At 72.8% G+C, this 19,888-nt stretch carries 21 protein-coding genes; 9 read left to right on the forward strand and 12 right to left on the reverse strand.

The window, feature by feature from the left end:
* Positions 1-4: 4 nt before the first annotated feature.
* Positions 5-895 carry a mycothiol conjugate amidase Mca gene (mca, locus tag HAV39_RS20435; protein WP_120316958.1) on the reverse strand — a complete coding sequence of 297 codons (891 nt, stop codon included), beginning with the start codon at positions 893-895 and terminating at the stop codon, positions 5-7.
* Positions 896-974: 79 nt separating this feature from the next.
* On the opposite strand from mca, the gene HAV39_RS20440 reads away from it, so the two are divergent.
* Both HAV39_RS20440 and greA read left to right on the forward strand, forming a co-directional pair.
* Positions 975-1,418: a DUF4307 domain-containing protein gene (locus tag HAV39_RS20440; protein ID WP_239120441.1), complete on the forward strand. Its 444-nt coding sequence runs from the start codon at positions 975-977 to the stop codon at positions 1,416-1,418.
* Between the two features lie 122 nt (positions 1,419-1,540).
* On the forward strand, positions 1,541-2,029 hold the full coding sequence (gene greA / locus HAV39_RS20445) for a transcription elongation factor GreA (protein WP_191840799.1): 489 nt from the start codon (positions 1,541-1,543) through the stop codon (positions 2,027-2,029).
* Between the two features lie 69 nt (positions 2,030-2,098).
* On the opposite strand, the gene ilvA is transcribed toward greA, so the two are convergent.
* From ilvA to HAV39_RS20460, 3 genes are all read right to left on the reverse strand, one after another.
* Positions 2,099-3,325, reverse strand: a complete 1,227-nt coding sequence (gene ilvA, locus HAV39_RS20450) for a threonine ammonia-lyase (protein ID WP_191840800.1) — start codon at positions 3,323-3,325, stop codon at positions 2,099-2,101.
* A 109-nt stretch (positions 3,326-3,434) separates the two neighbouring features.
* Positions 3,435-3,647, reverse strand: coding sequence for a hypothetical protein (locus HAV39_RS20455; RefSeq protein WP_191840801.1), 213 nt, complete (start codon positions 3,645-3,647; stop codon positions 3,435-3,437).
* A gap of 113 nt (positions 3,648-3,760) precedes the next feature.
* On the reverse strand, positions 3,761-5,152 hold the full coding sequence (locus HAV39_RS20460; protein ID WP_239120440.1) for an amidase: 1,392 nt from the start codon (positions 5,150-5,152) through the stop codon (positions 3,761-3,763).
* Positions 5,153-5,248: 96 nt separating this feature from the next.
* Between HAV39_RS20460 and HAV39_RS20465 the strand changes: the two genes are divergently transcribed.
* Positions 5,249-5,869 (forward strand): hypothetical protein, encoded by a 621-nt coding sequence (locus HAV39_RS20465; RefSeq protein WP_191840803.1) that lies wholly within the window; start codon positions 5,249-5,251, stop codon positions 5,867-5,869.
* A gap of 106 nt (positions 5,870-5,975) precedes the next feature.
* Here the strand turns inward: HAV39_RS20465 and HAV39_RS20470 are convergent, their stop codons facing one another.
* A complete protein-coding gene (locus HAV39_RS20470; RefSeq protein WP_191840804.1) occupies positions 5,976-7,112 on the reverse strand; it encodes a cystathionine gamma-synthase in 1,137 nt (378 codons plus the stop codon).
* A gap of 30 nt (positions 7,113-7,142) precedes the next feature.
* Between HAV39_RS20470 and msrA the strand changes: the two genes are divergently transcribed.
* Together msrA and HAV39_RS20480 are read left to right on the forward strand one after the other, a co-directional pair.
* Complete coding sequence (gene msrA / locus HAV39_RS20475; protein ID WP_191840805.1) at positions 7,143-7,799, forward strand: peptide-methionine (S)-S-oxide reductase MsrA; 657 nt, start codon at positions 7,143-7,145, stop codon at positions 7,797-7,799.
* A 99-nt stretch (positions 7,800-7,898) separates the two neighbouring features.
* Positions 7,899-8,216, forward strand: a complete 318-nt coding sequence (locus HAV39_RS20480) for a hypothetical protein (RefSeq protein WP_191840806.1) — start codon at positions 7,899-7,901, stop codon at positions 8,214-8,216.
* A 45-nt stretch (positions 8,217-8,261) separates the two neighbouring features.
* On the opposite strand, the gene HAV39_RS20485 is transcribed toward HAV39_RS20480, so the two are convergent.
* Entirely contained in the window at positions 8,262-8,720 is a 459-nt protein-coding gene (locus HAV39_RS20485; RefSeq protein ID WP_191840807.1) for a hypothetical protein, read from the reverse strand.
* A 148-nt stretch (positions 8,721-8,868) separates the two neighbouring features.
* On the reverse strand, positions 8,869-11,232 hold the full coding sequence (locus HAV39_RS20490) for a beta-xylosidase/alpha-l-arabinosidase (protein ID WP_191840808.1): 2,364 nt from the start codon (positions 11,230-11,232) through the stop codon (positions 8,869-8,871).
* A 366-nt stretch (positions 11,233-11,598) separates the two neighbouring features.
* Between HAV39_RS20490 and HAV39_RS20495 the strand changes: the two genes are divergently transcribed.
* Positions 11,599-12,123: a GNAT family N-acetyltransferase gene (locus HAV39_RS20495; protein WP_239120439.1), complete on the forward strand. Its 525-nt coding sequence runs from the start codon at positions 11,599-11,601 to the stop codon at positions 12,121-12,123.
* A gap of 15 nt (positions 12,124-12,138) precedes the next feature.
* On the opposite strand, the gene HAV39_RS43300 is transcribed toward HAV39_RS20495, so the two are convergent.
* On the reverse strand, positions 12,139-13,032 hold the full coding sequence (locus HAV39_RS43300) for a peptidase associated/transthyretin-like domain-containing protein (RefSeq protein WP_191840809.1): 894 nt from the start codon (positions 13,030-13,032) through the stop codon (positions 12,139-12,141).
* A gap of 173 nt (positions 13,033-13,205) precedes the next feature.
* Here HAV39_RS43300 and HAV39_RS20505 point away from each other — a divergent pair, with 173 nt between their 5' ends.
* Positions 13,206-14,117, forward strand: coding sequence for a ribonuclease Z (locus HAV39_RS20505; protein WP_191840810.1), 912 nt, complete (start codon positions 13,206-13,208; stop codon positions 14,115-14,117).
* 275 nt (positions 14,118-14,392) lie between these two features.
* Here the strand turns inward: HAV39_RS20505 and HAV39_RS20510 are convergent, their stop codons facing one another.
* The 4 genes from HAV39_RS20510 to HAV39_RS20525 all read right to left on the reverse strand — a co-directional run bounded on the left by HAV39_RS20510 (position 14,393) and on the right by HAV39_RS20525 (position 17,814).
* Positions 14,393-14,731, reverse strand: coding sequence for a hypothetical protein (locus tag HAV39_RS20510; protein ID WP_239120438.1), 339 nt, complete (start codon positions 14,729-14,731; stop codon positions 14,393-14,395).
* Positions 14,732-14,833: 102 nt separating this feature from the next.
* On the reverse strand, positions 14,834-15,850 hold the full coding sequence (locus tag HAV39_RS20515) for a choice-of-anchor A family protein (protein WP_191840811.1): 1,017 nt from the start codon (positions 15,848-15,850) through the stop codon (positions 14,834-14,836).
* Between the two features lie 190 nt (positions 15,851-16,040).
* Complete coding sequence (locus HAV39_RS20520) at positions 16,041-17,414, reverse strand: cystathionine beta-synthase (RefSeq protein WP_191840812.1); 1,374 nt, start codon at positions 17,412-17,414, stop codon at positions 16,041-16,043.
* Between the two features lie 31 nt (positions 17,415-17,445).
* Complete coding sequence (locus HAV39_RS20525) at positions 17,446-17,814, reverse strand: YkvA family protein (protein ID WP_120316972.1); 369 nt, start codon at positions 17,812-17,814, stop codon at positions 17,446-17,448.
* Between the two features lie 136 nt (positions 17,815-17,950).
* On the opposite strand from HAV39_RS20525, the gene HAV39_RS20530 reads away from it, so the two are divergent.
* Positions 17,951-19,012: an SGNH/GDSL hydrolase family protein gene (locus tag HAV39_RS20530; RefSeq protein ID WP_120316973.1), complete on the forward strand. Its 1,062-nt coding sequence runs from the start codon at positions 17,951-17,953 to the stop codon at positions 19,010-19,012.
* Between the two features lie 67 nt (positions 19,013-19,079).
* A complete protein-coding gene (locus tag HAV39_RS20535; protein WP_191840813.1) occupies positions 19,080-19,883 on the forward strand; it encodes an SGNH/GDSL hydrolase family protein in 804 nt (267 codons plus the stop codon).
* The last annotated feature ends 5 nt before the right edge of the window (positions 19,884-19,888 follow it).

Genomic DNA, 19,888 nt, shown 5'->3' on the forward strand with positions numbered 1-19,888 from the left:
TGCCTCACCTATCCGCTACCGCCGGCGCGCGTACGCCGGCGAACAGGTCGTCCTCGGGGATCGCGGTCGCCACGGTCGACCTGACCAGCTGATAGTCCTCGGTGGGCCAGGCCGCGCGCTGCACGGTCAGCGGCGCGCGGAACCAGGGGCCGTCCGGGTCGATCTGGGTCGCGTGCGCGCGCAGCGCGTCGTCACGCAGCTCGAAGTACTCGCCGCAGGGCACCCGGGTGGTGATCCGCGGCGACTTGTCGCCCACCCAGTCGTCGTTGAGCCGCTCGCCGTAGGGCGACTCCAGCCCCGCCGCCTCCATCGCCTCGTGCAGCGCGGTGAACTTCACCTTGGTGAAACTGATGTGGTAGTAGACCTTCGGCACCTCGAAGGCCGGGCCGAAGTCCGGGTAGCGCGCCGGGTCCGCGGCGGCCTCGATCGCGGCCATGCTGACCAGGTGGGTCTGGATGTGGTCGGGGTGCGGGTAGCCGCCCTCCTCGTCGTAGGTCAGCAGGACCTGCGGCCGGAACTCGCGGATCAGCTTGACCAGCGGCGCCGCCGCCTCCTCGACCGGCACCCGGGCGAAGCAGCCCTCGGGCAGGCCGGACGGGTCGTCGTGGGTGTAGCCCTCGACCCAGCCCGAGTCGACGAAGCCGAGCCACGCCTGGTCCACGCCGAGGATGTCGCGGGCCGCGGCCATCTCCGCACGGCGGATCTCGGCGATGTTCTCCCAGACGTCCGGGCGGTCCAGTTTCGGGTTGAGCACGTCACCCCGCTCGCCACCGGTACACGTGACTACCAGCACCTCCGCACCCTCGCGGACATACCGCGCCATCGTCGCGGCACCCTTGGACGACTCGTCGTCCGGATGCGCGTGCACCGCCATCAGTCGCAGCCGCTGCGTCACCGTGCTCTCCCCACGTGCGAGAATCGACCCTGACAGTGTTCCTCACGCGTCTGACGCGTCACACGAAGGACCCCCACCGGTGACCGAGACCTCCACCGACACCGCCGCCGGCCCGGTGGCCGAGCGCGCGCCGTGGCCGGCCGGGCGTTACGGCCGCCGCCGCGAGCAGCGTCCCGCCTCCCGCTCGACCGTGCTCGTGCTGGCCGTGCTGACCGTGCTCGCCATGACGTTCATCGGGGCCCGCCTCTACCGGGCGTACGGTGACGGAGACTACACAGCGTCGGTGACGGCGTTCGACGAGGTGACCGACACGCAGGTCGCGGTGACGTTCCTGGTCCGGATGCCCGCCGACGGCACCGCGGTCTGCCTGGTGCGCGCTCGGGACTCCACCGGCACCGAGGTCGGCCTGGCGGAGGTCACCGTCCGGCCGGGGCCCGATCCGGAGCGCACCATGGTGACGCATCGCCTGGTGACGACGGGACGCCCGGTGACCGGCGAGGTTAAGGGCTGCCACCCGGCGTGAGTCGCTGGTAGGTTGGTAACTTCGCCCATCGCGCTCACTGGGGCAGTTACCACTGCAGCGCCCGACGGGCAACGCACCGCCGCAACGTTTCCTAGAACCCGTAAGACCTGAGGAGAACGCCCGTGTCCACGACTGACGCCACCTGGCTGTCCCAGGACGCGTACGACAGGCTCCAGTCCGAGCTGAACGACCTCATCGCCGCTCGGCCCGCGATGGCCGCCGAGATCAACGCCCGCCGCGAGGAGGGCGATCTCAAGGAGAACGGCGGCTACCACGCCGCCCGCGAGGAGCAGGGCAAGGCAGAGGGACGCATCCGCCAGCTCCAGGAGCTGCTGCGGGTCGCCCACGTCGGTGAGGCTCCCCGCGGCGACAGCGTCTCCATCGGCAACGTCGTCGTCATCTACTTCGACGACGACACCGAGGACACCGAGACCTTCCTGCTGGGCTCCCGCGAGATCGCGGCGACCACCGACCTGACCGTATACTCCCCGGAGTCGGCCCTCGGCCAGGCCATCCTCGGCGCCCGCAAGGGCCAGACCGTCACCTACACCGCGCCCAGCGGCGTGGACATCAAGGTGACCGTGGTCTCCTTCGAGGCATTCGGCGGCTGACCCGCCCACGACGTGTTCAGGGCCGGCGCCGCGCACGCGGCGCCGGCCCAGCCATATCCCCTGCCTGGCTCAGCTGAACGCGTTGTCGACGTCCACCTCGTAGCCGGCCGCGCGCAGTGCGCTGACGAGCTGGTCGGAGTGCTCGGCGCCGCGGGTCTCCACGGACAGCTCGACCTCGACCTCGCCCAGGTGCAGGCGCGGGTCGTGGCGCTGGTGGGCCACGTCGAGCACGTTGGCGCGCTGCTCGGCGATCAGCGTGAGCAGCGCCGCGAGCTGGCCCGGCCGGTCCGCGCAGCGGACGTTGACGTGCAGGTAGCGCCCGGCGGCGCTGAGGCCGTGCTCGATCACCCGCAGCATCAGCAGCGGGTCGATGTTGCCGCCCGACACCACGGCCACGACCGGGGTCTTCACCTGCACGTGGCCGGCGAGCAGGGCGGCCACGCCGACCGAGCCGGCCGGCTCGGCGACCATCTTGCCGCGCTCCAGCAGCATCAGCAGGGCCCGGGAGATCTCCTCGTCGGTGACCGTGACGACCTCGTCGACCAGCTTGCTGATGTGTGCGAAGGTCAGGTCCCCGCAGCGGCCGACCGCGATGCCGTCGGCGATGGTGGCGATGCTGGGCAGGCGCACCGGTCGCCCGGCCCGCAACGCGGGCGGCACCGCGGCCGCGCCGGCCGCCTGCACACCGATGATCGTGATGTCCGGGCGCAGCGCCTTCGCGGCCACGGCGAGACCGGAGATCAGGCCGCCGCCGCCGATGCCGGTGATGATCGTCTGCACGTCGGGGCGCTGTTCCAGGATCTCCAGCGCGACCGTGCCCTGCCCGGCGATCACGTCCGGGTGGTCGAACGGGTGGATGAAGACCGCACCGGTGCGCTCGGCGAACTCCTGTGCGGCGACCAGCGCCTCGTCGACGGTGTTGCCGGCGAACTCCACACGCGCGCCGTACCCCTTGGTCGCCGCGACCTTCGGCAGCGGCGCGCCCATCGGCATGAACACGGTGGCCCTGGTCTTGCACAGCCCGGCCGCGAGCGCGACACCCTGCGCGTGGTTGCCGGCGCTCGCCGCGACCACGCCCCGCGCCCGCTCCTCCTCGCTCAGCCGCGAGATCCGCACGTAGGCGCCGCGCACCTTGTAGGAGCCCGCGCGCTGCAGGTTCTCGCACTTCAGCCAGGTCGGCCCGCCGAGCTTGGCCGACAGCGGCCGGCACGGCTCGATCGGGGTGGTGCGTACGACGGACCGCAGGCGCTCGCGCGCCGCCTCGATGTCGGCCAGGCTGACCAGCTCAGGTGTCACACACTGATCGTGCCACCAGGCGCTTCGGGCGCGATCGCGGGGACGCGCGCGGCCCGGCCGCGCTCGATGCGCAGCGCCTGCGCCCGGCTGACCTGGAGGATCAGAATGATCAGGCAGGCCCCGGACACGGCGAGGACGCCCGCCCCACCAGCTCGCCCGTGACCGCGCGGTCGAAGTACGACAGGAGCTCCTCGGCGGTGCCGCCCACGGCGGGCTCCAGCGCGTTCACGACCCGGCCGATGCAGTAGCTGCCCAGCCAGCCGCCCCACCACACGCCGGCGACCGCCTTGACCCGGCCGCGGTGCACGCTCTGGCCGGCCACCTGGGACACCATGCGAGACCGTGGGGGCAGCGCATAGAGATCTCCAGGTGGGGAAGCCCGGAGCCTAGGCGATCAAGAACCCGCGCGCTGTCCCCTCCCGCCACGGACGCCGTTCAGTTCGGGCGCGGGAACCCGGGCGCGTGCCGCCGCCACGGCGCGGCCAGCTCGATCTGGCCCGCCACCGCGAGCAGCAGGAGTTCCGTGCCGGGCGGGCCGATCAGCTGCACCGTGGCGGGCAGGCCGTCCGGGCGCACCCCGACGGGCAGGGTCATCGCCGGGAAGCCGGCGATGTTCCACGGCGCGGCGAACGGCGCGTTGCGTACGTTCGCCACCACGTTGGTCAGCCAGCCCCGGCGGTGCCAGTCGGCGGCCTTCAGCGGCGGTCCGGCCAGCACCGGCGTGAGCAGCAGGTCCACCCCGTTGCCGGCGAAGAAGTCCAGGCAGCCGTCGCGGAACTGCTTGCGGTCCTGCTCGCGTACGTATCCGCGCCGCCAGGCCCAGCCGCCCGCGGCGACGTGCCGCCGGGTGCGCTTCTGCAGCTTCCACCGCTCGGTCCCGGCCGCCTCGACGTCGCGGTACGCCGCGGCGAACCAGGTCGCCAGACCGCGCAGCCCGATCGAGGTCGAGTACGCCGGGTCGGCGGTCAGCGTGTCGTGGCCGCACTCCGCCAGCAGCCGGGTGGCGGTGCTCACCGCGCCCCGGTTCGCCTCGTCGGCGCTCGCCCCCACCACGGGCGACTTCAGCGACACCGCGATGCGCAGCCGGCCCGGCTGGCTGAGCGGCTGCGGCGTGCGCCCCGCCAGCACCGCGAAGCCCAGCGCCGCGTCGGCGACCGTGGTGGCCAGCATGCCGTGCTCGACCAGGCCGAACCAGTCGTCGGCGCCCAGGTTCACCGGCAGCACGCCCCGGCCCGGCTTGAGCCCGATCAGGCCGCAGCAGGCCGCCGGGATCCGGATCGAGCCCAGCCCGTCGTTGGCGTGGGCGATCGGCACCAGGCCCGCCGAGACCGCGGCGGCCGAGCCGCCGGAGGAACCGCCGGGGGTTCGGTCCAGCGCCCACGGGTTGCGGGTCACCGCGCTGTCGTCGTCGGTCACGCCCCACAGCCCCAGCTCGGGCATCCGGGTCGTGCCGACGACCACCGCACCCGCGCCGCGCAGCCTGCGTACCAGTTCGTGGTCCTCCTCGGCCACGGCCTGGCGCGCGCCCGCGGAGCCGTGCCACGTGGGCAGCCCGGCGACCGGGGTGTTCTCCTTCACCGCGATCGGCACCCCGGCCAGCGACAGGTTGCCCATCTCGCCCTGGTCGTCGACCTTCTCCGCCTCAGCGGCCGCCTCCGCGGCGCGCACCGTGCGGAATGCCGCGACGACCGGATCGGTGCGCGTCAGGTAGTCGAGGTGATCGGCCACGACCTGCGTCGCCGACGTGTCACCGCGTCGCACGGCTCGCGCGATCTGCTTGGCGGTGGCGCCGACCCAGGTGTCCGCCATCTCATTCCTCCACCACATCGTGACCCACAACCGGTGCTCCAGTATGGAGTGCGGTGACGCGACGTGAGCAACAGGAGCCTTGCCGCAACGGAATTCATTGGCGATGCTGGGCGGATGCAGCCGGAACAGCAACGTCGCGATTGGACCGTGCCCATCGTGGTCGGCGTGGTCGTGCTGATCGTCGCGCTCGTGGTGTGCCTCGGCGGCGCCGCTGCCGCCTATCTGCTGACCCGGCCCGATCCCGTCGCGCCGCCGTCGCCCTCGCCGTCGCCGAGCCCCGTCGCCGCGGTGCCGTCGCCGACGCCGGTCTCACCCGCGCGGTGCCTGATAGGACAGTGGCGCGAGACGTCCTACACCTCCAGCGCCGAGCTGTTCGGGGTGACCGTGCAGCTGACCGGGGCAGGCACGCTGCTGAGCTACGGCGCGGACGGCACCCTGGTCACCGTGGACAAGGTCACCCGCACGGGCACCCGCAACGGCGACCGGTACGAGGTGATCCACAACGGCTCGACGCGGCTGAACTACGAGGCCGACGACGAGATGATCAGCTACAGCAACGCGTCCGCCACGGGCACCACCACGTGGAAGGTCAACGGTAGCGTCCGCGACCGCGAGAACCTCAGCACCACGATCACCCCCGAGCGCTACACCTGCAAGGGCGACAAACTTCGCGTCTACGGCGACGGCTACTCCATCGAGGCCGACCGCATCCTCCCACCCGGCCGCCCGGTCTGACCCCGTCCCCGCCCCAAAGTGAAGATCGCCGTCTCGTGTCCGAACCTGCGGTTCAACCCGAGGTTCGGACACGAGACAGCGATCCAGGACTTCCGTGTCCGGAAGGTCAGCCCAGCGCGGTGGCCAGGTCGGCGAGGAGGTCGTCGATGGTCTCGATGCCCACGGAGAGGCGGATGAGGTCGGCGGGGACCTCCAGCTCGGAGCCCGCGACGCTGGCGTGGGTCATCTTGCCCGGGTGCTCGATCAGGGACTCGATGCCGCCCAGGGACTCGGCCAGCGTGAACACCTTGGTCGTGTTGCACACCCGCTCGGCGGCCGTCGGGTCGCCCATCCGGAAGCTGATCATGCCGCCGTACCGGCGCATCTGCTTGGTGGCCAGCTCGTGGCCGGGGTGCTCGGGCAGGCCCGGGTAGAGCACCTGCTTGACCTTCGGGTGCCGGGTCAGGAACTCGGCCACCTTCTCGGCGTTGTCGCAGTGCCGCTCCATGCGTACGGCCAGGGTCTTCACCCCGCGCAGGGTCAGCCAGGCGTCGAACGGGCCGTTCACCGCGCCCATCGCGTTCTGGTGGAACTTCAGCGCGTCGGCCAGCGCCAGGTCGTTGAGCACCAGCGCGCCACCGACCACGTCCGAGTGGCCGCCCACGTACTTCGTGGTCGAGTGCACCACCACGTCCGCGCCCAGCGCCAGCGGCTGCTGCAGGTACGGGCTCGCGAAGGTGTTGTCGACCACCAGCAGCGCGTGCGCGTCCCGCGACACCGCGGCCAGCCCGGCGATGTCGGCGATGCCGAGCAGCGGGTTGGTGGGCGTCTCCACCCAGATCATCTTCGTGTTCGTGGTGATCTTGGCCCGCACGTCGTCGACGTCGGAGATCCGGGCCGCCGTCCAGGACAGGCCCCAGCGCTCGGCCACCTTCGCGAACAGCCGGAACGTGCCGCCGTACGCGTCGTCGGGAATGATCACGTGGTCGCCGGGCTTGCACACGGTGCGGATGAGCGTGTCCTCGGCGGCCAGGCCGCTGGCGAACGCGAGCCCGCGCGAGCCGCCCTCCAGCGCCGCCAGGCACTCCTGCAGGGCGTCGCGAGTCGGATTGCCGGACCGGGAGTACTCATAGCCCAGCCGCGGCGAGCCGACCGCGTCCTGCTTGTAGGTCGACGTCTGGAAGATCGGCGGGATCACCGCACCGGTGCGCTCGTCCGGTTCTTGGCCTGCATGGATGGCGAGCGTTTCAAACCCGTAAGACATTCCACCAGCGTAGAGGAGGACACTGGAGACATGTTCCTTCGCCACAAGAAGCTCGATGTCGTCAACGCCGCCGAGGCCCTGCCCGGCCGGGACACCGCGATCGTGCCGCCGGCCGAGCACTTCGTGCTGGGCACCCCGCTGACCGGGCCCTGGCCCAAGGGCTATCAGGTGGCCGTCGTGGCCATGGGCTGCTTCTGGGGCGCCGAGCGCCTCTTCTGGAAGCTCGACGGCGTCTACTCGACCTCGGTCGGCTACGCCGGCGGCATCACGCCGAACCCGACCTACCAGGAGGTCTGCTCCGGCTACACCGGGCACACCGAGGCCGTGGAGATCGTCTTCAACCCCGAGGTCATCTCGTACGCCGAGATCCTGCGGGTGTTCTGGGAGAACCACGACCCGACCCAGGGCATGCGCCAGGGCAACGACGTCGGCACCCAGTACCGGTCGGCGATCTACGCGACCACGCCGGAACAGCTCAAGGAGGCCGAGGCCTCGCGCGACGCGTTCCAGCCGGTGGTGACCGCCGAGGGCTACGGCCAGATCACCACCGAGATCGCGATGCTCGGGGACTACTTCTACGCCGAGGACTACCACCAGCAGTACCTCGCGAAGAACCCCGACGGTTACTGCGGCATCGGCCCCAACGGCATGAGCTGCCCGATCGGCGTCGCGAAGACCGACGCCTGACCTGCTGTGACGCCGCAGGCTGTGCTGGACGGGTGGCCCCGTCCGGCACAGCCTGCGTTGCGGGCGAGGGCGATACGATTCCGTCGGGAGGTGGGGTCAATGGCCGCGACGCCGTCTCGGGCAAGAGGGCGGCACGCCAAGCCAGTAGTGCTGCCCGATGAACTCGCTCTGCTGACCGGGCCGACGTCCGGGATCGTGTCGCTTCCCCGCCACCTGAAGTGGTCCGGCACCGCGCGCGAGCTTGCCCGCCGGGCGGACCCCGGCTTCGACGTGCATGTCTTCGCCACCGCCCTGCGCTCGCTGGAAAGGATCACCGACACCGACTTCGCCGAGTATCAGGTCACGCCGGAGCGTCTGGCTGCGCTACGCAAGGACTTCGGAGACTGGGCTCACGCACTCCAGAAATCGGCGGCATGAACCGCCCCGGATCAATCGGGTGGTGGGTCTCGGTGTGCCCGCCCGTCACCCGGTGCATTCCCGCTCGCATCGGGCGTACGCGGTCCAGCTGTTGCCGCCCGGGCCGACGTAGAACACGCACAGGTAGGTGACGCCGTCCTGGTCGAGTGCGCTCAGCTCCAGGTAGGTCTCCACCTCGTGGGTGCCGAGTTGCCGGAAGGTCAGCCGGACGACCGTCTGCGGGCCGTCGGGCGCGGTGGCGGGAGCCTCGATGCGCCACGTCCCCGCGCCGTCGATGCGGGCGTCAGGGGTGAAAGCGCCCCGGTGCGCCTCGTGCAGCGCGTGATACGGCAGGCGGGTGGCGGTGAACGCGCCGTCCTCGCCGAACACGATCTCCCGGTCGTCGGCGCGCCAGGTGCCGACCACGTCCGCCGGGCGCGGCTCGACCGGGTCCCCGTAGTCCGCGAAGATCTCGCCGAGCGTGCAACCTCCGGCCAGCACCACCGCCACGACCAAGGCCGTCATCTGCCGTCCCGTGCCACCCATCGCCGTCCCCGTCCGCCGTCGCGCCGGTGTGCGTCACCCACGGTCTACTCCCGGCGGGCGGCGGACACCAGCCGGTGCGGACGCCTGGTGAAGCAGTCGTGCGTGGATGGTGACGGCGCTGCCGCACTCACTCCGCTACGTCGGCGAGGGTGACCTCCGAGGTCATCTTGCGCTGGTGGCCGACGACGCGCTCCGGGCCGTGCAGACGCACCCGCACGGTGTGCCGGATGTCGGCGCTGGACGCGCCGAGGCGCAGCTCCAGGTCGCCCGGCTCGACGATGCGCCGCCCGTCGCGGCCGGTGAACGCGGACAGGTCGGCGGGCACGGTGAACTCCACCCGGCGCGCCGCGCCCGGCTCCAGCGCCACCCGGGCGTACCCGATCAGGCGCTGCACCGGCCGGGTGACCTGGGCGACCGGATCGTGCAGGTAGAGCTGCACGATCTCGGTGCCGGCGCGCTCGCCGGTGTTGCGCACTGTCAGCGCCACCCGCACCGCCCCGTCGGTCGGGCAGTCCGTCTCCGGCTCGGGCCGCGGCTCGGGCTCCCAGGCGAAGCTCGTGTACGACAGCCCGTGGCCGAACGGGAACAGCGGCGTCGGGTCGACGGTGCTCACCTCGGTGGCGTGGCCGAGCGGCGGCATGAGGTAGCTCGCGGGCTGCCCGCCCGGGTGCCGCGGCACGCCGACCGGCAGCCGCCCCGACGGGTTGACCCGCCCGGCCAGTACGCCCGCCACCGCAGGGCCGCCCTCCTGGCCGGGGAAGAACGCCTGCACGACCGCGGCCAGCCGGTCCACCCACGCACCCAGGGCGTACGGGCGTCCCGACAGCAGCACGGCGACGACCGGCCGTCCGGTGTCCAGCAGCGCCTCCAGCAGCCGCTCCTGCATCCCGGGCAGCCGCAGCTCGGGCACGTCGCAGCCCTCGCCGGAGGTGCCCTTGCCGAACAGGCCGGCCCGGTCGCCGAGCACCACGACGCAGACGTCGGCCTGCTCGGCGAGCGCGACGGCGGCGGCCAGATCCGCGGTGTCCGTGCCGTCGACCGCGCAGCCCGCGGCGTGGGTGAGCGTCGCCTTGGGCAGCTCGGCGCGCAGCGATTCGAGCACCGTGGGGATGGACACGCCGAGCGGCAGGCCCGGGTGGTGCAGGCCGACGTGGCGCGGGAAGGTGTAGCAGCCGAGCATGCCGTCGGCGTCGTCGGCCAGCGGCCCGACCACGGCGATCGAGGCGGTCGGCGGCAGCGGCAGCACCCCGTCGTCGGCCAGCAGCGTCACCGACTGCTCGGCGAGCTGCCGGGCCAGGTCGCGGGTGGCGGGCGGGTCGAGGTCGACGGTGCCGGCGCGCGGCGGGGTCCAGCCCGGGTCGAGCAGGCCGAGCTCGCACTTCTGCCGCAGCACCCGGCGCACCGCCCGGTCCACCAGCGTCATCGAGACGGCGCCGTCCTGCACGGCGTCGGTCAGCGGCCGCCCGTAGCAGCGCACGATCGGCAGCTCGACGTCGACGCCGGCGGCCAGCGCGAGCCCGGCGGCGGCGGTGAGGTCGCCCGCGACGCCGTGCAGCGAGTGCAGGAAGGTGATGCCGAAGTAGTCGGCGACCACCGTGCCGTCGAAGCCCCAGGCGCCGCGCAGCAGGTCGGTGAGCAGCCTGCCGTCGGCGGCGGCGGGCACGCCGTCGATCTCGGCGTACGAGTGCATGACCGAGCGCGCGCCGCCGTCGCGCAATGCCATCTCGAACGGCGGCAGCATCACGTCGGCCAGCTCGCGGGGTCCCATCGCGACGGGGCCGAAGTTGCGCCCGGCCCGGGACGCGGAGTAGCCCGCGAAGTGTTTGAGCGTGGCCACGATCCCGGCCGACTCCAGCCCGCGCACGTACGCGGTGCCGACCGTCGCGACCAGGTACGGGTCTTCGCCGATGGTCTCCTCGGTGCGCCCCCAGCGGGCGTCTCGGGACACGTCGAGCACCGGGGCGAGGCCCTGGTGCACGCCGACGGCGCGCATGCCCTGGCCGATCGCGGCGGCCATGCGCTCGACCAGGTCGGGGTCGAAGGTCGCGCCCCAGGCCAGCGCGGTCGGGAAGATGGTCGCGCCGTGCGTGGTGAACCCGGTCAGGCACTCCTCGTGGACCAGGGCGGGGATGCCGAACCGTCCGGACGCGACGATCGCCTCCTGCAGGCCGGCCAGCCGGGCCATGCCTTCGGCGGGGGTGACCGGGGCGGTGCCGAACGGGCGGGTCAGCTGCCCGAGCCCGTCGGCGATCAGGGTCTGCCAGTCGAACCCGTCCTCGACCATGTCCTGCTGATACGGCGCGACGTCGTCGCCGTCCGAGCCCGCGCCGGGCCACACGCTGTAGAGCTGGGCGATCTTCTCGGTCGGGGTCATCCGGCGGATCAGGTCGTCGACGCGTCGCTCGACCGGCAGCGTCACGTCGCGCCAGGGCTGGTCGTCGGATCCGAGGTCGGTCACGGCCGCGGTGGCGGCGTCCTTGTGGGTCGACATCGCCCTGCCTGTCTTCCACCCGGAATGACTGAACTTCCGGTAGTTTCCGGTATTCACGCCTCGCCACTGAGGCATCAGCCATCGCACCCTAGCACCCTGATCCGGCGTACAGACAAGGGTTGCGAGCCACTTTGTCACCCACACCGTCGAATTCGGAGGCCGCATCGCGGTTCCGAAACTTTCGTAGACGCGTCCCCGCGTTTCCGGAACCCGCCGCCCTCCCTCCCGACCGGAAGCGGGTCCCCATGATCGTCCGATTTGCCTGGCAAGTGGGCGAAAGGCGGCTCAAGATACGCACAGGTGCCTGGCAAGTTGAGCGATCATGGGGCTCCACGGCGGACAGCGGCAGCCGGTAACGTGCCGGGCATGACGCTGACGATCCGCCGGGGCGGCGCGCCCGAGGACGTGGCCGCGATCGGTGAGCTGCACGCGCGGAGCCGCCGGTCGGCGTACCGGGAACTGCTCACGCCGCAGGAGCTGGCGGAGATCACCGCCGCGGACCAGCAGGCGAAGTGGGCCCGGCGATGGGCCGTCGAGGCGGACACGCACCGCCTGCACCTGGCCGTGCGCGGCGACACCGTGCTCGGCTTCTGCTACCTGGGTCCCGCCGGGGCCGAGGAGCAGGCCCCGGCGGGCACCGGGATGCTGAACGCCATCCACGTCCGCCCGGACGCGGTCGGCTCGGGCGTCGGGCTGGCACTGATGAACACCTGCCTGGCCGAGTTCGCCGCCCTGGGCCACCACCGGGCGATGCTGTACGTCGTCAGCGACAACACCCGGGCCCGGCGCTTCTACGAGCGGGGCGGCTGGGCCGCCGACGGCGTCACCCGCACCACCCCGATCGGCCCCGCGGACGTGCCGGTCGTGCGGTACGCCCGCCCGATCCCCTGATCGGCCGCCGGGCGCTCAGCTGCCGTCGGCGTCCGAGTCGGCGGCCAGCACCAGCACGGCGAGGTGGCCGTCGCCGTCCTCGGTGACCTTCAGCAGCATGGTGTCCTGGAAGATGCCGTCGCCGTCGTTGAAGGTGTCCCGCCCGCTGTGCGACGCGTACGGCGCCGCCGCGAACACCTTCGTGTTGAGCGCCTCGTCGAACATCAGCTGGGTGGTCAGCACCCGGGAGTTGCTGACGTGCACCATCGCGTGGATGTGCACGGTGCGGCCGCGATACCAGCCGGGCCAGATCGTGGTGAACTCGACGATGCCGTCGGCGTTGGTGACCTGCGCCCCGCGCAGGTAGCGCTTGTCGTCGACCGGCTGCAGGTCGGCCATGCCGTCGTTGGCACCGCCGCCGGGCGGGGTCCCGCCGGGCGGGGTCCCGCCCGGACCGCCGCCGGGCGCGCCGCTGGGCGGAGCGCCACCGGGCTGCCCGCCGGCTCCCGGCTGCCCGCCGCCGCCCGAGGACAGCGATTCCGCGCCGGAGTACAGGCCCGCCGCGTCGCAGTGCCAGATCTCCACGACCGCGTTGGTGAGCGGCTTGCACTGCTCGCTGTCCTGGACCTTCAGCACGACCCGAAGCCGGCTGCCGGCCCGGTCCTCCCGGATGTCACTGCGGATCTTGTCCGCGTCGAAGTAGTACGGCCCCTGCGTGGTGGACGGCGACAGCCGGCACGTGTTCGCGTCGGTGAACAGGCCGGTCAGGTCCGCCGAGGTGGTCGCGTCCGGCGACACCGCCTCGCCGCTGGTCGTCGTCGCGGGCGTGCCGTCGCCGCAGGCGGCGAGCAGGCTGCCCAGCCCGATCGAGCTGATCCCCGCGAAGATCGACCGGCGGCTCACCCGCTGGCCCTCGTGGTCGTGTCCCATCGCCTCGTCCCCCTGCCTCTGGTTGCCCTCGCGGGCGGCACCCCTTCGTGACCCTGTGCGGGCGACGTTAGGCAGGCGACGTCGGCGCGACGTCGGCGCTTGCTGGAAGAACACTGGGCGTCTCCCGCGCGGTACCCTCCCCCGGTGAAGACGATCTCCGTGTGGGGGCGTGGATGAGCCGGGAGCTGATCGTGCTCGGCACGGCGAGCCAGGTGCCCACCCGCCAGCGCGCGCACAACGGCTACCTGCTGCGCTGGGACGACCAGGGCATCCTGTTCGACCCGGGCGAGGGCGCCCAGCGGCAGCTGCTGCTGGCGGGTGCCGCGGCGAGCGACATCACCCGGATCTGCGTCACGCATTTCCACGGCGACCACTGCCTGGGCCTGCCGGGCATCGTGCAGCGGCTGTCGCTGGACCGGGTGCCGCACGAGGTGCCGATCCACTTCCCCGGCTCCGGAGCGGAGTTCCTGCAGCGGCTGCGCCACGCCAGCCACTTCCACGACCAGGCCCGCCTCGCGGAGTGTCCGGTCGAGGGGGACGGAGTGCTGGCCACCGAACCGTTCGGCACGCTCAGCGCGCGGCGGCTGCGGCACCCGGTCGAGTCGTTCGGCTACCGCCTGGCCGAGCCCGACGGCCGCCGGATGCTGCCGGAGCGGCTCGCCGCGCTCGGCGTGCGCGGGCCGGACGTCGGCGTGCTGCAGCGGGTGGGCACGGTGGTGGCCGACGGCCGGCTGGTGACCCTCGACGAGGTCAGCGAGCCGCGCCCGGGACAGGTGGCCGCGTTCGTGATGGACACGGGCTGGTGCGACGCCGCGATCGGGCTGGCCGAGGGTGCCGACCTGCTGGTCATCGAGTCGACGTTCCTGGAGTCGGAGGCGGCGCTGGCGGCGGAGGCCGGGCACCTCACGGCGGCGCAGGCCGCCCGGATCGCCACCGAGGCGGGCGTACGCAAGCTGGTGCTCACCCACTTCTCCCAGCGGCACCCGGACGCGGCCGTGTTCGGCGACGAGGCCGCGGCGCACTTCGACGGGGAGATCGTGGTGGCCGAGGAGCTGGCCCGGATCGCGGTGCCACCGCGCCGGTGACCGGGACGGGCTGAAGACGAGTCGGGGCGAGGGTACGTGACCGGACTGCGGGGAACCGGAGATCACGTACCCTCGCCCACTGACGCATCCGCACGACTGGGGAGAACGCCTGGCCGGAGGCGCTTGGAGTCGACGGAGGCATGTCGACTTCCGATCAGCCGTACAGATGCACGCGGCACGCCTACGCTGGCGGAGCGCAACGGCGTCGCCGCTGGGACGGGGCCCGATGACCACGTGCCGGGGGACGGCGGGGCATCGGAACACCCTGTGGTTGGCTAGTCGAAGAGGCTCCTGCGGGTGCCGTTTCGCATGATGGAGCCGCCACGCTCGCCGAGGTCAGCACGCCAGGCGGGCAGTGAACGCATCCCGTTGATGTCGTGCCGCACGGTCCAGGCCTCCCGCCAGTGCCGGCTGGCCGCGGCTTCCGCGCGCTCGGCCAGCTTTCGTGGCGGGCACGGCCAATGCTGACCGCACCAGTTGCAGAGATGATCGTCGTCAGGTCTGTTGTGCCGCCCCAGCATCTGCTGCGCGTCGCGCCACAGCAGGTGGTCGGTTATGTCGGAGGGTTCGATGTGGCTGGTATCGGTCGGTGGTGCATGGTCGACGGTGACCACGATCCACGCTCCCCTCGGTAGCACTGCCGCTTCCGTACGCTTAGTCAACACTCGCCACAAGCAGACCAGTCGCACAGGCTGTGCGACTGCCGCCGAAACGAGCTAACGGAACCTGCGACGTGCCCGGCTACCAGCGACAACTGCGATAAGCAGGGCCAGCCCCAGCAGCATCCCGGCGACCCCGAACCAGGTAACAGGGCGTGACGCCAGTGCCGTCAGCCGCTCACTCACCGGCTTGGCCGACGCCGCCGCCGACCCGGTTGCGCCCGGCTCGGCAGCGCCCGACCCGGGCGCGAGGCTGGGGTCCGCGGTGGTCGACGGGCTCGGCGAGGCCGACGGCGGCGGAGCGCAGTCCAGCCCGTCGGGCAGCACGACGGGGGCTGCCCGCACCACCGGCGGGACGACCCGCACGGCCACCGGTCGGGCAGCCAGGAGCGGCCCCTGCTCGGCAGGCGGACCCCCTACCGGGCCTGCGGGAGCCCGGGAGCCGGAGGGTGCCGGCGTGGCGGCCGGCGACAGGCTGGGCACGGGCGACGCGCTGGGCGAAGGGCTCGGCGAGGGCGACGGGCTCGCCGCGACGAGCACCTCGGCCCGCGGCGCGAAGATCACGCCGGGGGCCTGCGGACCGGTCACCAGGATGCGCACCGCGCTCGGGAAGTGCCAGACCACGCTGCCGACCGGGCCGCCGCCGATGTCGGTCACCCGGGGCACGACCCAGGCCACGCGGTCGTCGACCAGCCGGGTGTCCACGTTCACCAGCAGCGGCGCGGACTCGGTGGGCGGCGTGGCGAGGATCAGCTCGGCGATCCGGTTGAGCTCGCCCGAGCGCAGGGTGAGCACGTTCGCCTGGTCCTGGCGCAGGTACAGCAGCGCCCGGACGCCGCGGGCCAGTGGGCGGGGCAGCGGCTGGCCGTCGGGGCCGCGCAGGTCGACGTTGGGGGCACAGGCGGCCAGCGACACCGACCGTTCGAGGTCCACCGGGTCCGGGGCCGGCGCGCCCGCGTGGGCGGGCGCGGCGGCGAGCGCCATCGCCAGCGCCAGCAGCACCCCGCACACGGCCCGTCCAGGCACGCCGGCACTCCGGCGCACCCAGCGGCTCAGCACGTTCGGCCTCCGCATGTCCGGAGGGTAGCCCGCCGCCGCACGTCGATCGTGAAAGTGGCGTTTCCGACACACCGCCATGACCGTTCGACCCCGGGCCGTGACCGCGGGTTCCGGCCACGCCCGGCGGGACGGCCCGCATTCACCCGCCGCCTCGCGCAGGCCGCGTGGTGCGGAGCCCGTGACGGGCTCCGCACCACGGTCGGCTTCAGCCCAGCTGGGCCAGCAGGTCCTGGCGGGTGAGCACACCGTGGGGCTTGCCGTCGATCAGGACCATCGCCGCGTCGGCCTTCTCCAGCAGCGCGACGATCTCGGCCACCGGCTGGCCGCCGCCGATCATCGGCAGCGCCGGGCCGACGTGCCGGTCCAGCGGGTCGTGCAGCGCGGCCGCGCCGGTGAACAGCGCGTCCAGCAGGTCCTTCTCGGCCACCGCCCCGGCCACCTCGCCGGTGACGACGGGCGGCTCGGCCTTCAGCACCGGCAGCTGGGAGACGCCGTACTCGCGCATGATGTCGATGGCGTCGCGCACGGTCTCGGTCGGGTGCACGTGGATCAGCTCCGGCAGCGCGCCCTTGGTGTGCGACTTCGCGGTCAGGATGTCGGCGACGGTCGCGCCGTGCTCGTCCGTGCGCAGGAAGCCGTAGCGGGCCATCCAGTCGTCGTTGAACAGCTTCGACAGGTAGCCGCGGCCGCCGTCGGGCAGCAGCACCACGACCACGTCATCCGGCCCGGCCTGGGCGGCCACCTTCAGCGCGGCGACCGCGGCCATGCCGCACGAGCCGCCGACCAGCAGGCCCTCCTCACGGGCCAGCCGCCGGGTCATCGCGAACGACTCCTTGTCGGTGACCTCGACGATCTGGTCGCAGACGGTCCGGTCGTAGGTCTCCGGCCAGAAGTCCTCGCCGACGCCCTCGACCAGGTACGGCCGGCCGGTGCCGCCGGAGTAGACCGAGCCCTCCGGATCCGCACCGATGATCTTCACGCGGCCCTGGGAGACCTCCTTGAGGTAGCGCCCGATGCCGCTGATGGTGCCGCCGGTGCCGACGCCCGCCACGAAGTGCGTGATCCGGCCGTCGGTCTGCTCCCACAGCTCCGGGCCGGTCTGCTCGTAGTGCGAGAGCGGGTTGTTCGGGTTCGAGTACTGGTTCGGCTTCCACGCGCCGGGGATCTCCCTGGCCAGCCGGTCCGAGACGTTGTAGTAGGACCGCGGGTCCTCGGGCGCGACCGCGGTCGGGCAGACCACGACCTCCGCGCCGTACGCCCGCAGCACGTTCTGCTTGTCCTCGCTGACCTTGTCGGGGCAGACGAAGACGCACTTGTACCCCTTGAGCTGGGCGACCAGCGCCAGCCCGACACCGGTGTTGCCACTGGTCGGCTCGACGATGGTGCCGCCGGGCTTGAGCAGGCCGTCCCGCTCGGCCGCCTCGACCATCCGCACGGCGATGCGGTCCTTGACGGAGCCGCCCGGGTTCAGATATTCGACCTTGGCGAGCACGGTGGGGCCGCCGGGATCGGTGACATTCCGGAGCTTGACCAGCGGGGTGTTACCGATCAGCTCGACGACGTTCTCGTAGTAGCGCACGCGTCAAGCGTAGACCGGCGGTTAATCCCCGTTAAGCGACGTCGCCGTCGATGATCGGACCGCCCACCGGCGCCTTGACGCCGTTCTCCCACATGAGGAAGCGGTCGGTCTCGCTGATCAGGGCCCCCGCGATCCAGCTGACGATGATCACGTCATCAGCGAGGCCGAGGACCAGGAGGAAAGCCTCCGGGACCATGTCGACCGGGGAGACCACGTACACCGTGGCCGCGGTGATCGCCATGAGCCGGCCGAGGCCGTCGTACCGGCCGCGCAGCGTGGCCAGCACCATGCGCGGCATCGCGCCCAACCGGTCCGCCAGGCTGGCGTTGCTGCCGTTCCCCGTGATGAGTGCCTTCCACAGCGCGGTGAACGCCGCGGTACGACGCAATGTGCGTCCCATCTCGCCTCCATCCGAGCGCAACCGAAGAGCGCTACCTTTCTCGCATGAGCGAGCGTTACCAGCTGACGATCCGCTGGGTACGTAGGAGCCTCAGAGAGGATTCCCCGACGGGTCTCCCGAGTGAGGCGGGTTCACTATGAGCGAGCGTACTGCGCTGGGCGCCACGGCGGCACAACGTCGCGGCAGGGACCTGGCCAAGCTGGCCGTCTATGGCGGCGGCGCGCTGGGCGCGCTCGGCCTGGCCACCGTCGGGGTGCTGCTCGGCCAGGTCGAGGCCGCCCGGCGCACCATCCCCATCGCGCAGGCCCCGCCGCCGCGCTCGGACGGCCTCTACGGCGGCCGGTTCGGCGGCGAGCCGGTGCACATGGCCATGCTCGGCGACTCCTCGGCGGCCGGGTTCGGCGCGCTGCGGGCCCGGCAGACCCCGGCCGCGCTGATCGCCACCGGGCTGTCCCGGCGTCTGGAAAGGCCGGTGCGGCTGCACAGCCTGGCCGTGGTCGGCGCGACCTCGGGAATGCTGGTGCACCAGGTGGAGGAGGCCCTCGAACTGCGCCCCGACCTGGCCGTGATCCTGATCGGAGCCAACGACATCACCCACCGGGCCGGGCAGGCCGCGTCCGTACGCCACCTCGCCGACTCGGTGCGGCGGCTGCGCGAGGCCGGCGCGACCGTCGTCGTGGGCACCTGCCCCGACCTCGGCGCGGTGCAGCCCATCCGGCCGCCGCTGCGCTGGCTGGCCCGCAGCTGGAGCCGCCAGCTCGCCGCGGCGCAGACCGTCGCCGTGGTGGAGGCCGGGGGCCGCACCGTGTCCCTGGGCGAGCTGCTGGGGCCGACGTTCTCCGCCCAGCCGCACCGGCTGTTCGCCCGGGACCGCTTCCACCCGTCCGCGGAGGGCTACGCGCTGGCCGCGTCGGTGCTGCTGCCGACGGTGGTGGCCGCCCTGCGCAGCCCGGCCGGGCCGCAGCGCGTGGAAGCGGGCGCACGAACCGCCGTGGACGGGGTACGGTCGCTGCCACAGGCCGCGGTCGAGGCGGCGCGCCACGCCGGCACCGAGGTGAGCGGTGTACGCGTCGACGGCCGTGATCGCGGCCCGGCCGGCCGGTGGGCGCAGCTGCGCCGCCGCATGTGGGAAGTCGTCCGCCAGGGCGAGGCCCCGGCCGGCCTGGCAGACCGGGCGAACGTAGTGGAGCAGGCATGAGCGAGCTTGTCGAGCGAATCATGATGCTCGGCGGACATGTCCGCGACGAGCGGAGCGAGGAGTGGACATGAGTTCCGTGGCACGGAGGATCGGGAAGGCCGCCGCGATCACGCTCATCGCGGGCACGGTGGGCGGCGCGGCACTGCTGGCGGCCGAGGCGGTGGTGGCGCGCAGCCGCCGGTACGCCAAGCCGGGGCTGGGCCTCGCGCTGCGCACCACCGTGGGCGCGGACAACGCCACCCCGTTGCGGCTGGTCATGCTCGGCGACTCCGCTGCCCTGGGTGTGGGTGTGGACCGGGTCGCCGACACCGTCGGCGGCCAGCTGGCCGCGCTGCTGTCCGGCGGCGAGTCCGGCAAGGGCGGCCCGGTGCAGGCCGTGGCGCTGTCCAGCGTCGGTGTCGCCGGGTCCCGCTCGTCGGACCTGGCCACCCAGGTCGCTCGGTGCCTGCTGGGCGACCGCCCGGACGTCGCGGTGATCCTGGTCGGCGGCAACGACGCGATCACGCTGCGCCGTCCGGCGGACGCGGCGGCTTACCTGGGCGCGGCGGTGCGCCGCCTGCGCGAGGCCGGGGTCGAGGTCGTCGTGGGCACCTGCCCCGATCTGGGCGCGGCCCGCGCCATCGCGCCGCCGCTGCGCCAGGTCGTCGGCTTCCTGGGGCGCCGGGTGGCGCGGGCGCAGGTGCGCGCGGTGCACGCCGCCGGCGGAGCCGTGGTGGACCTGGCCGCCGAGACCGGCCCGGTGTTCCGCGCCGACCCGAACACGCTGTCCGTCGACCGCTACCACCCCTCCGCGGACGGCTACCGGGTGTGGGCGTACGCCCTGCTCCCGTCCGTCGCCCACGCCGCCGGAGTGACCCCCCGCCTGCCCTGACCCAC

The sequence above is a fragment of the Catellatospora chokoriensis genome, from assembly GCF_011297315.1.
Taxonomy (GTDB): Bacteria; Actinomycetota; Actinomycetes; order Mycobacteriales; family Micromonosporaceae; genus Catellatospora; species Catellatospora citrea.

Excerpts from the sequence above, each read along its gene's own strand:
- HAV39_RS20460 (WP_239120440.1), bottom strand. The coding sequence starts at position 5,152 with ATGTGGTGGAGGAATGAGATGGCGGACACCTGGGTCGGCGCCACCGCC.
- HAV39_RS20465 (WP_191840803.1), top strand. The coding sequence starts at position 5,249 with ATGCAGCCGGAACAGCAACGTCGCGATTGGACCGTGCCCATCGTGGTC.
- HAV39_RS20470 (WP_191840804.1), bottom strand. The coding sequence starts at position 7,112 with ATGTCTTACGGGTTTGAAACGCTCGCCATCCATGCAGGCCAAGAACCG.
- msrA (WP_191840805.1), top strand. The coding sequence starts at position 7,143 with ATGTTCCTTCGCCACAAGAAGCTCGATGTCGTCAACGCCGCCGAGGCC.
- HAV39_RS20480 (WP_191840806.1), top strand. The coding sequence starts at position 7,899 with ATGGCCGCGACGCCGTCTCGGGCAAGAGGGCGGCACGCCAAGCCAGTA.
- HAV39_RS20485 (WP_191840807.1), bottom strand. The coding sequence starts at position 8,720 with ATGACGGCCTTGGTCGTGGCGGTGGTGCTGGCCGGAGGTTGCACGCTC.
- HAV39_RS20490 (WP_191840808.1), bottom strand. The coding sequence starts at position 11,232 with ATGTCGACCCACAAGGACGCCGCCACCGCGGCCGTGACCGACCTCGGA.
- HAV39_RS20495 (WP_239120439.1), top strand. The coding sequence starts at position 11,599 with ATGACGCTGACGATCCGCCGGGGCGGCGCGCCCGAGGACGTGGCCGCG.
- HAV39_RS43300 (WP_191840809.1), bottom strand. The coding sequence starts at position 13,032 with ATGGGACACGACCACGAGGGCCAGCGGGTGAGCCGCCGGTCGATCTTC.
- HAV39_RS20505 (WP_191840810.1), top strand. The coding sequence starts at position 13,206 with ATGAGCCGGGAGCTGATCGTGCTCGGCACGGCGAGCCAGGTGCCCACC.
- HAV39_RS20515 (WP_191840811.1), bottom strand. The coding sequence starts at position 15,850 with ATGCGGAGGCCGAACGTGCTGAGCCGCTGGGTGCGCCGGAGTGCCGGC.
- HAV39_RS20525 (WP_120316972.1), bottom strand. The coding sequence starts at position 17,814 with ATGGGACGCACATTGCGTCGTACCGCGGCGTTCACCGCGCTGTGGAAG.
- HAV39_RS20530 (WP_120316973.1), top strand. The coding sequence starts at position 17,951 with ATGAGCGAGCGTACTGCGCTGGGCGCCACGGCGGCACAACGTCGCGGC.
- HAV39_RS20535 (WP_191840813.1), top strand. The coding sequence starts at position 19,080 with ATGAGTTCCGTGGCACGGAGGATCGGGAAGGCCGCCGCGATCACGCTC.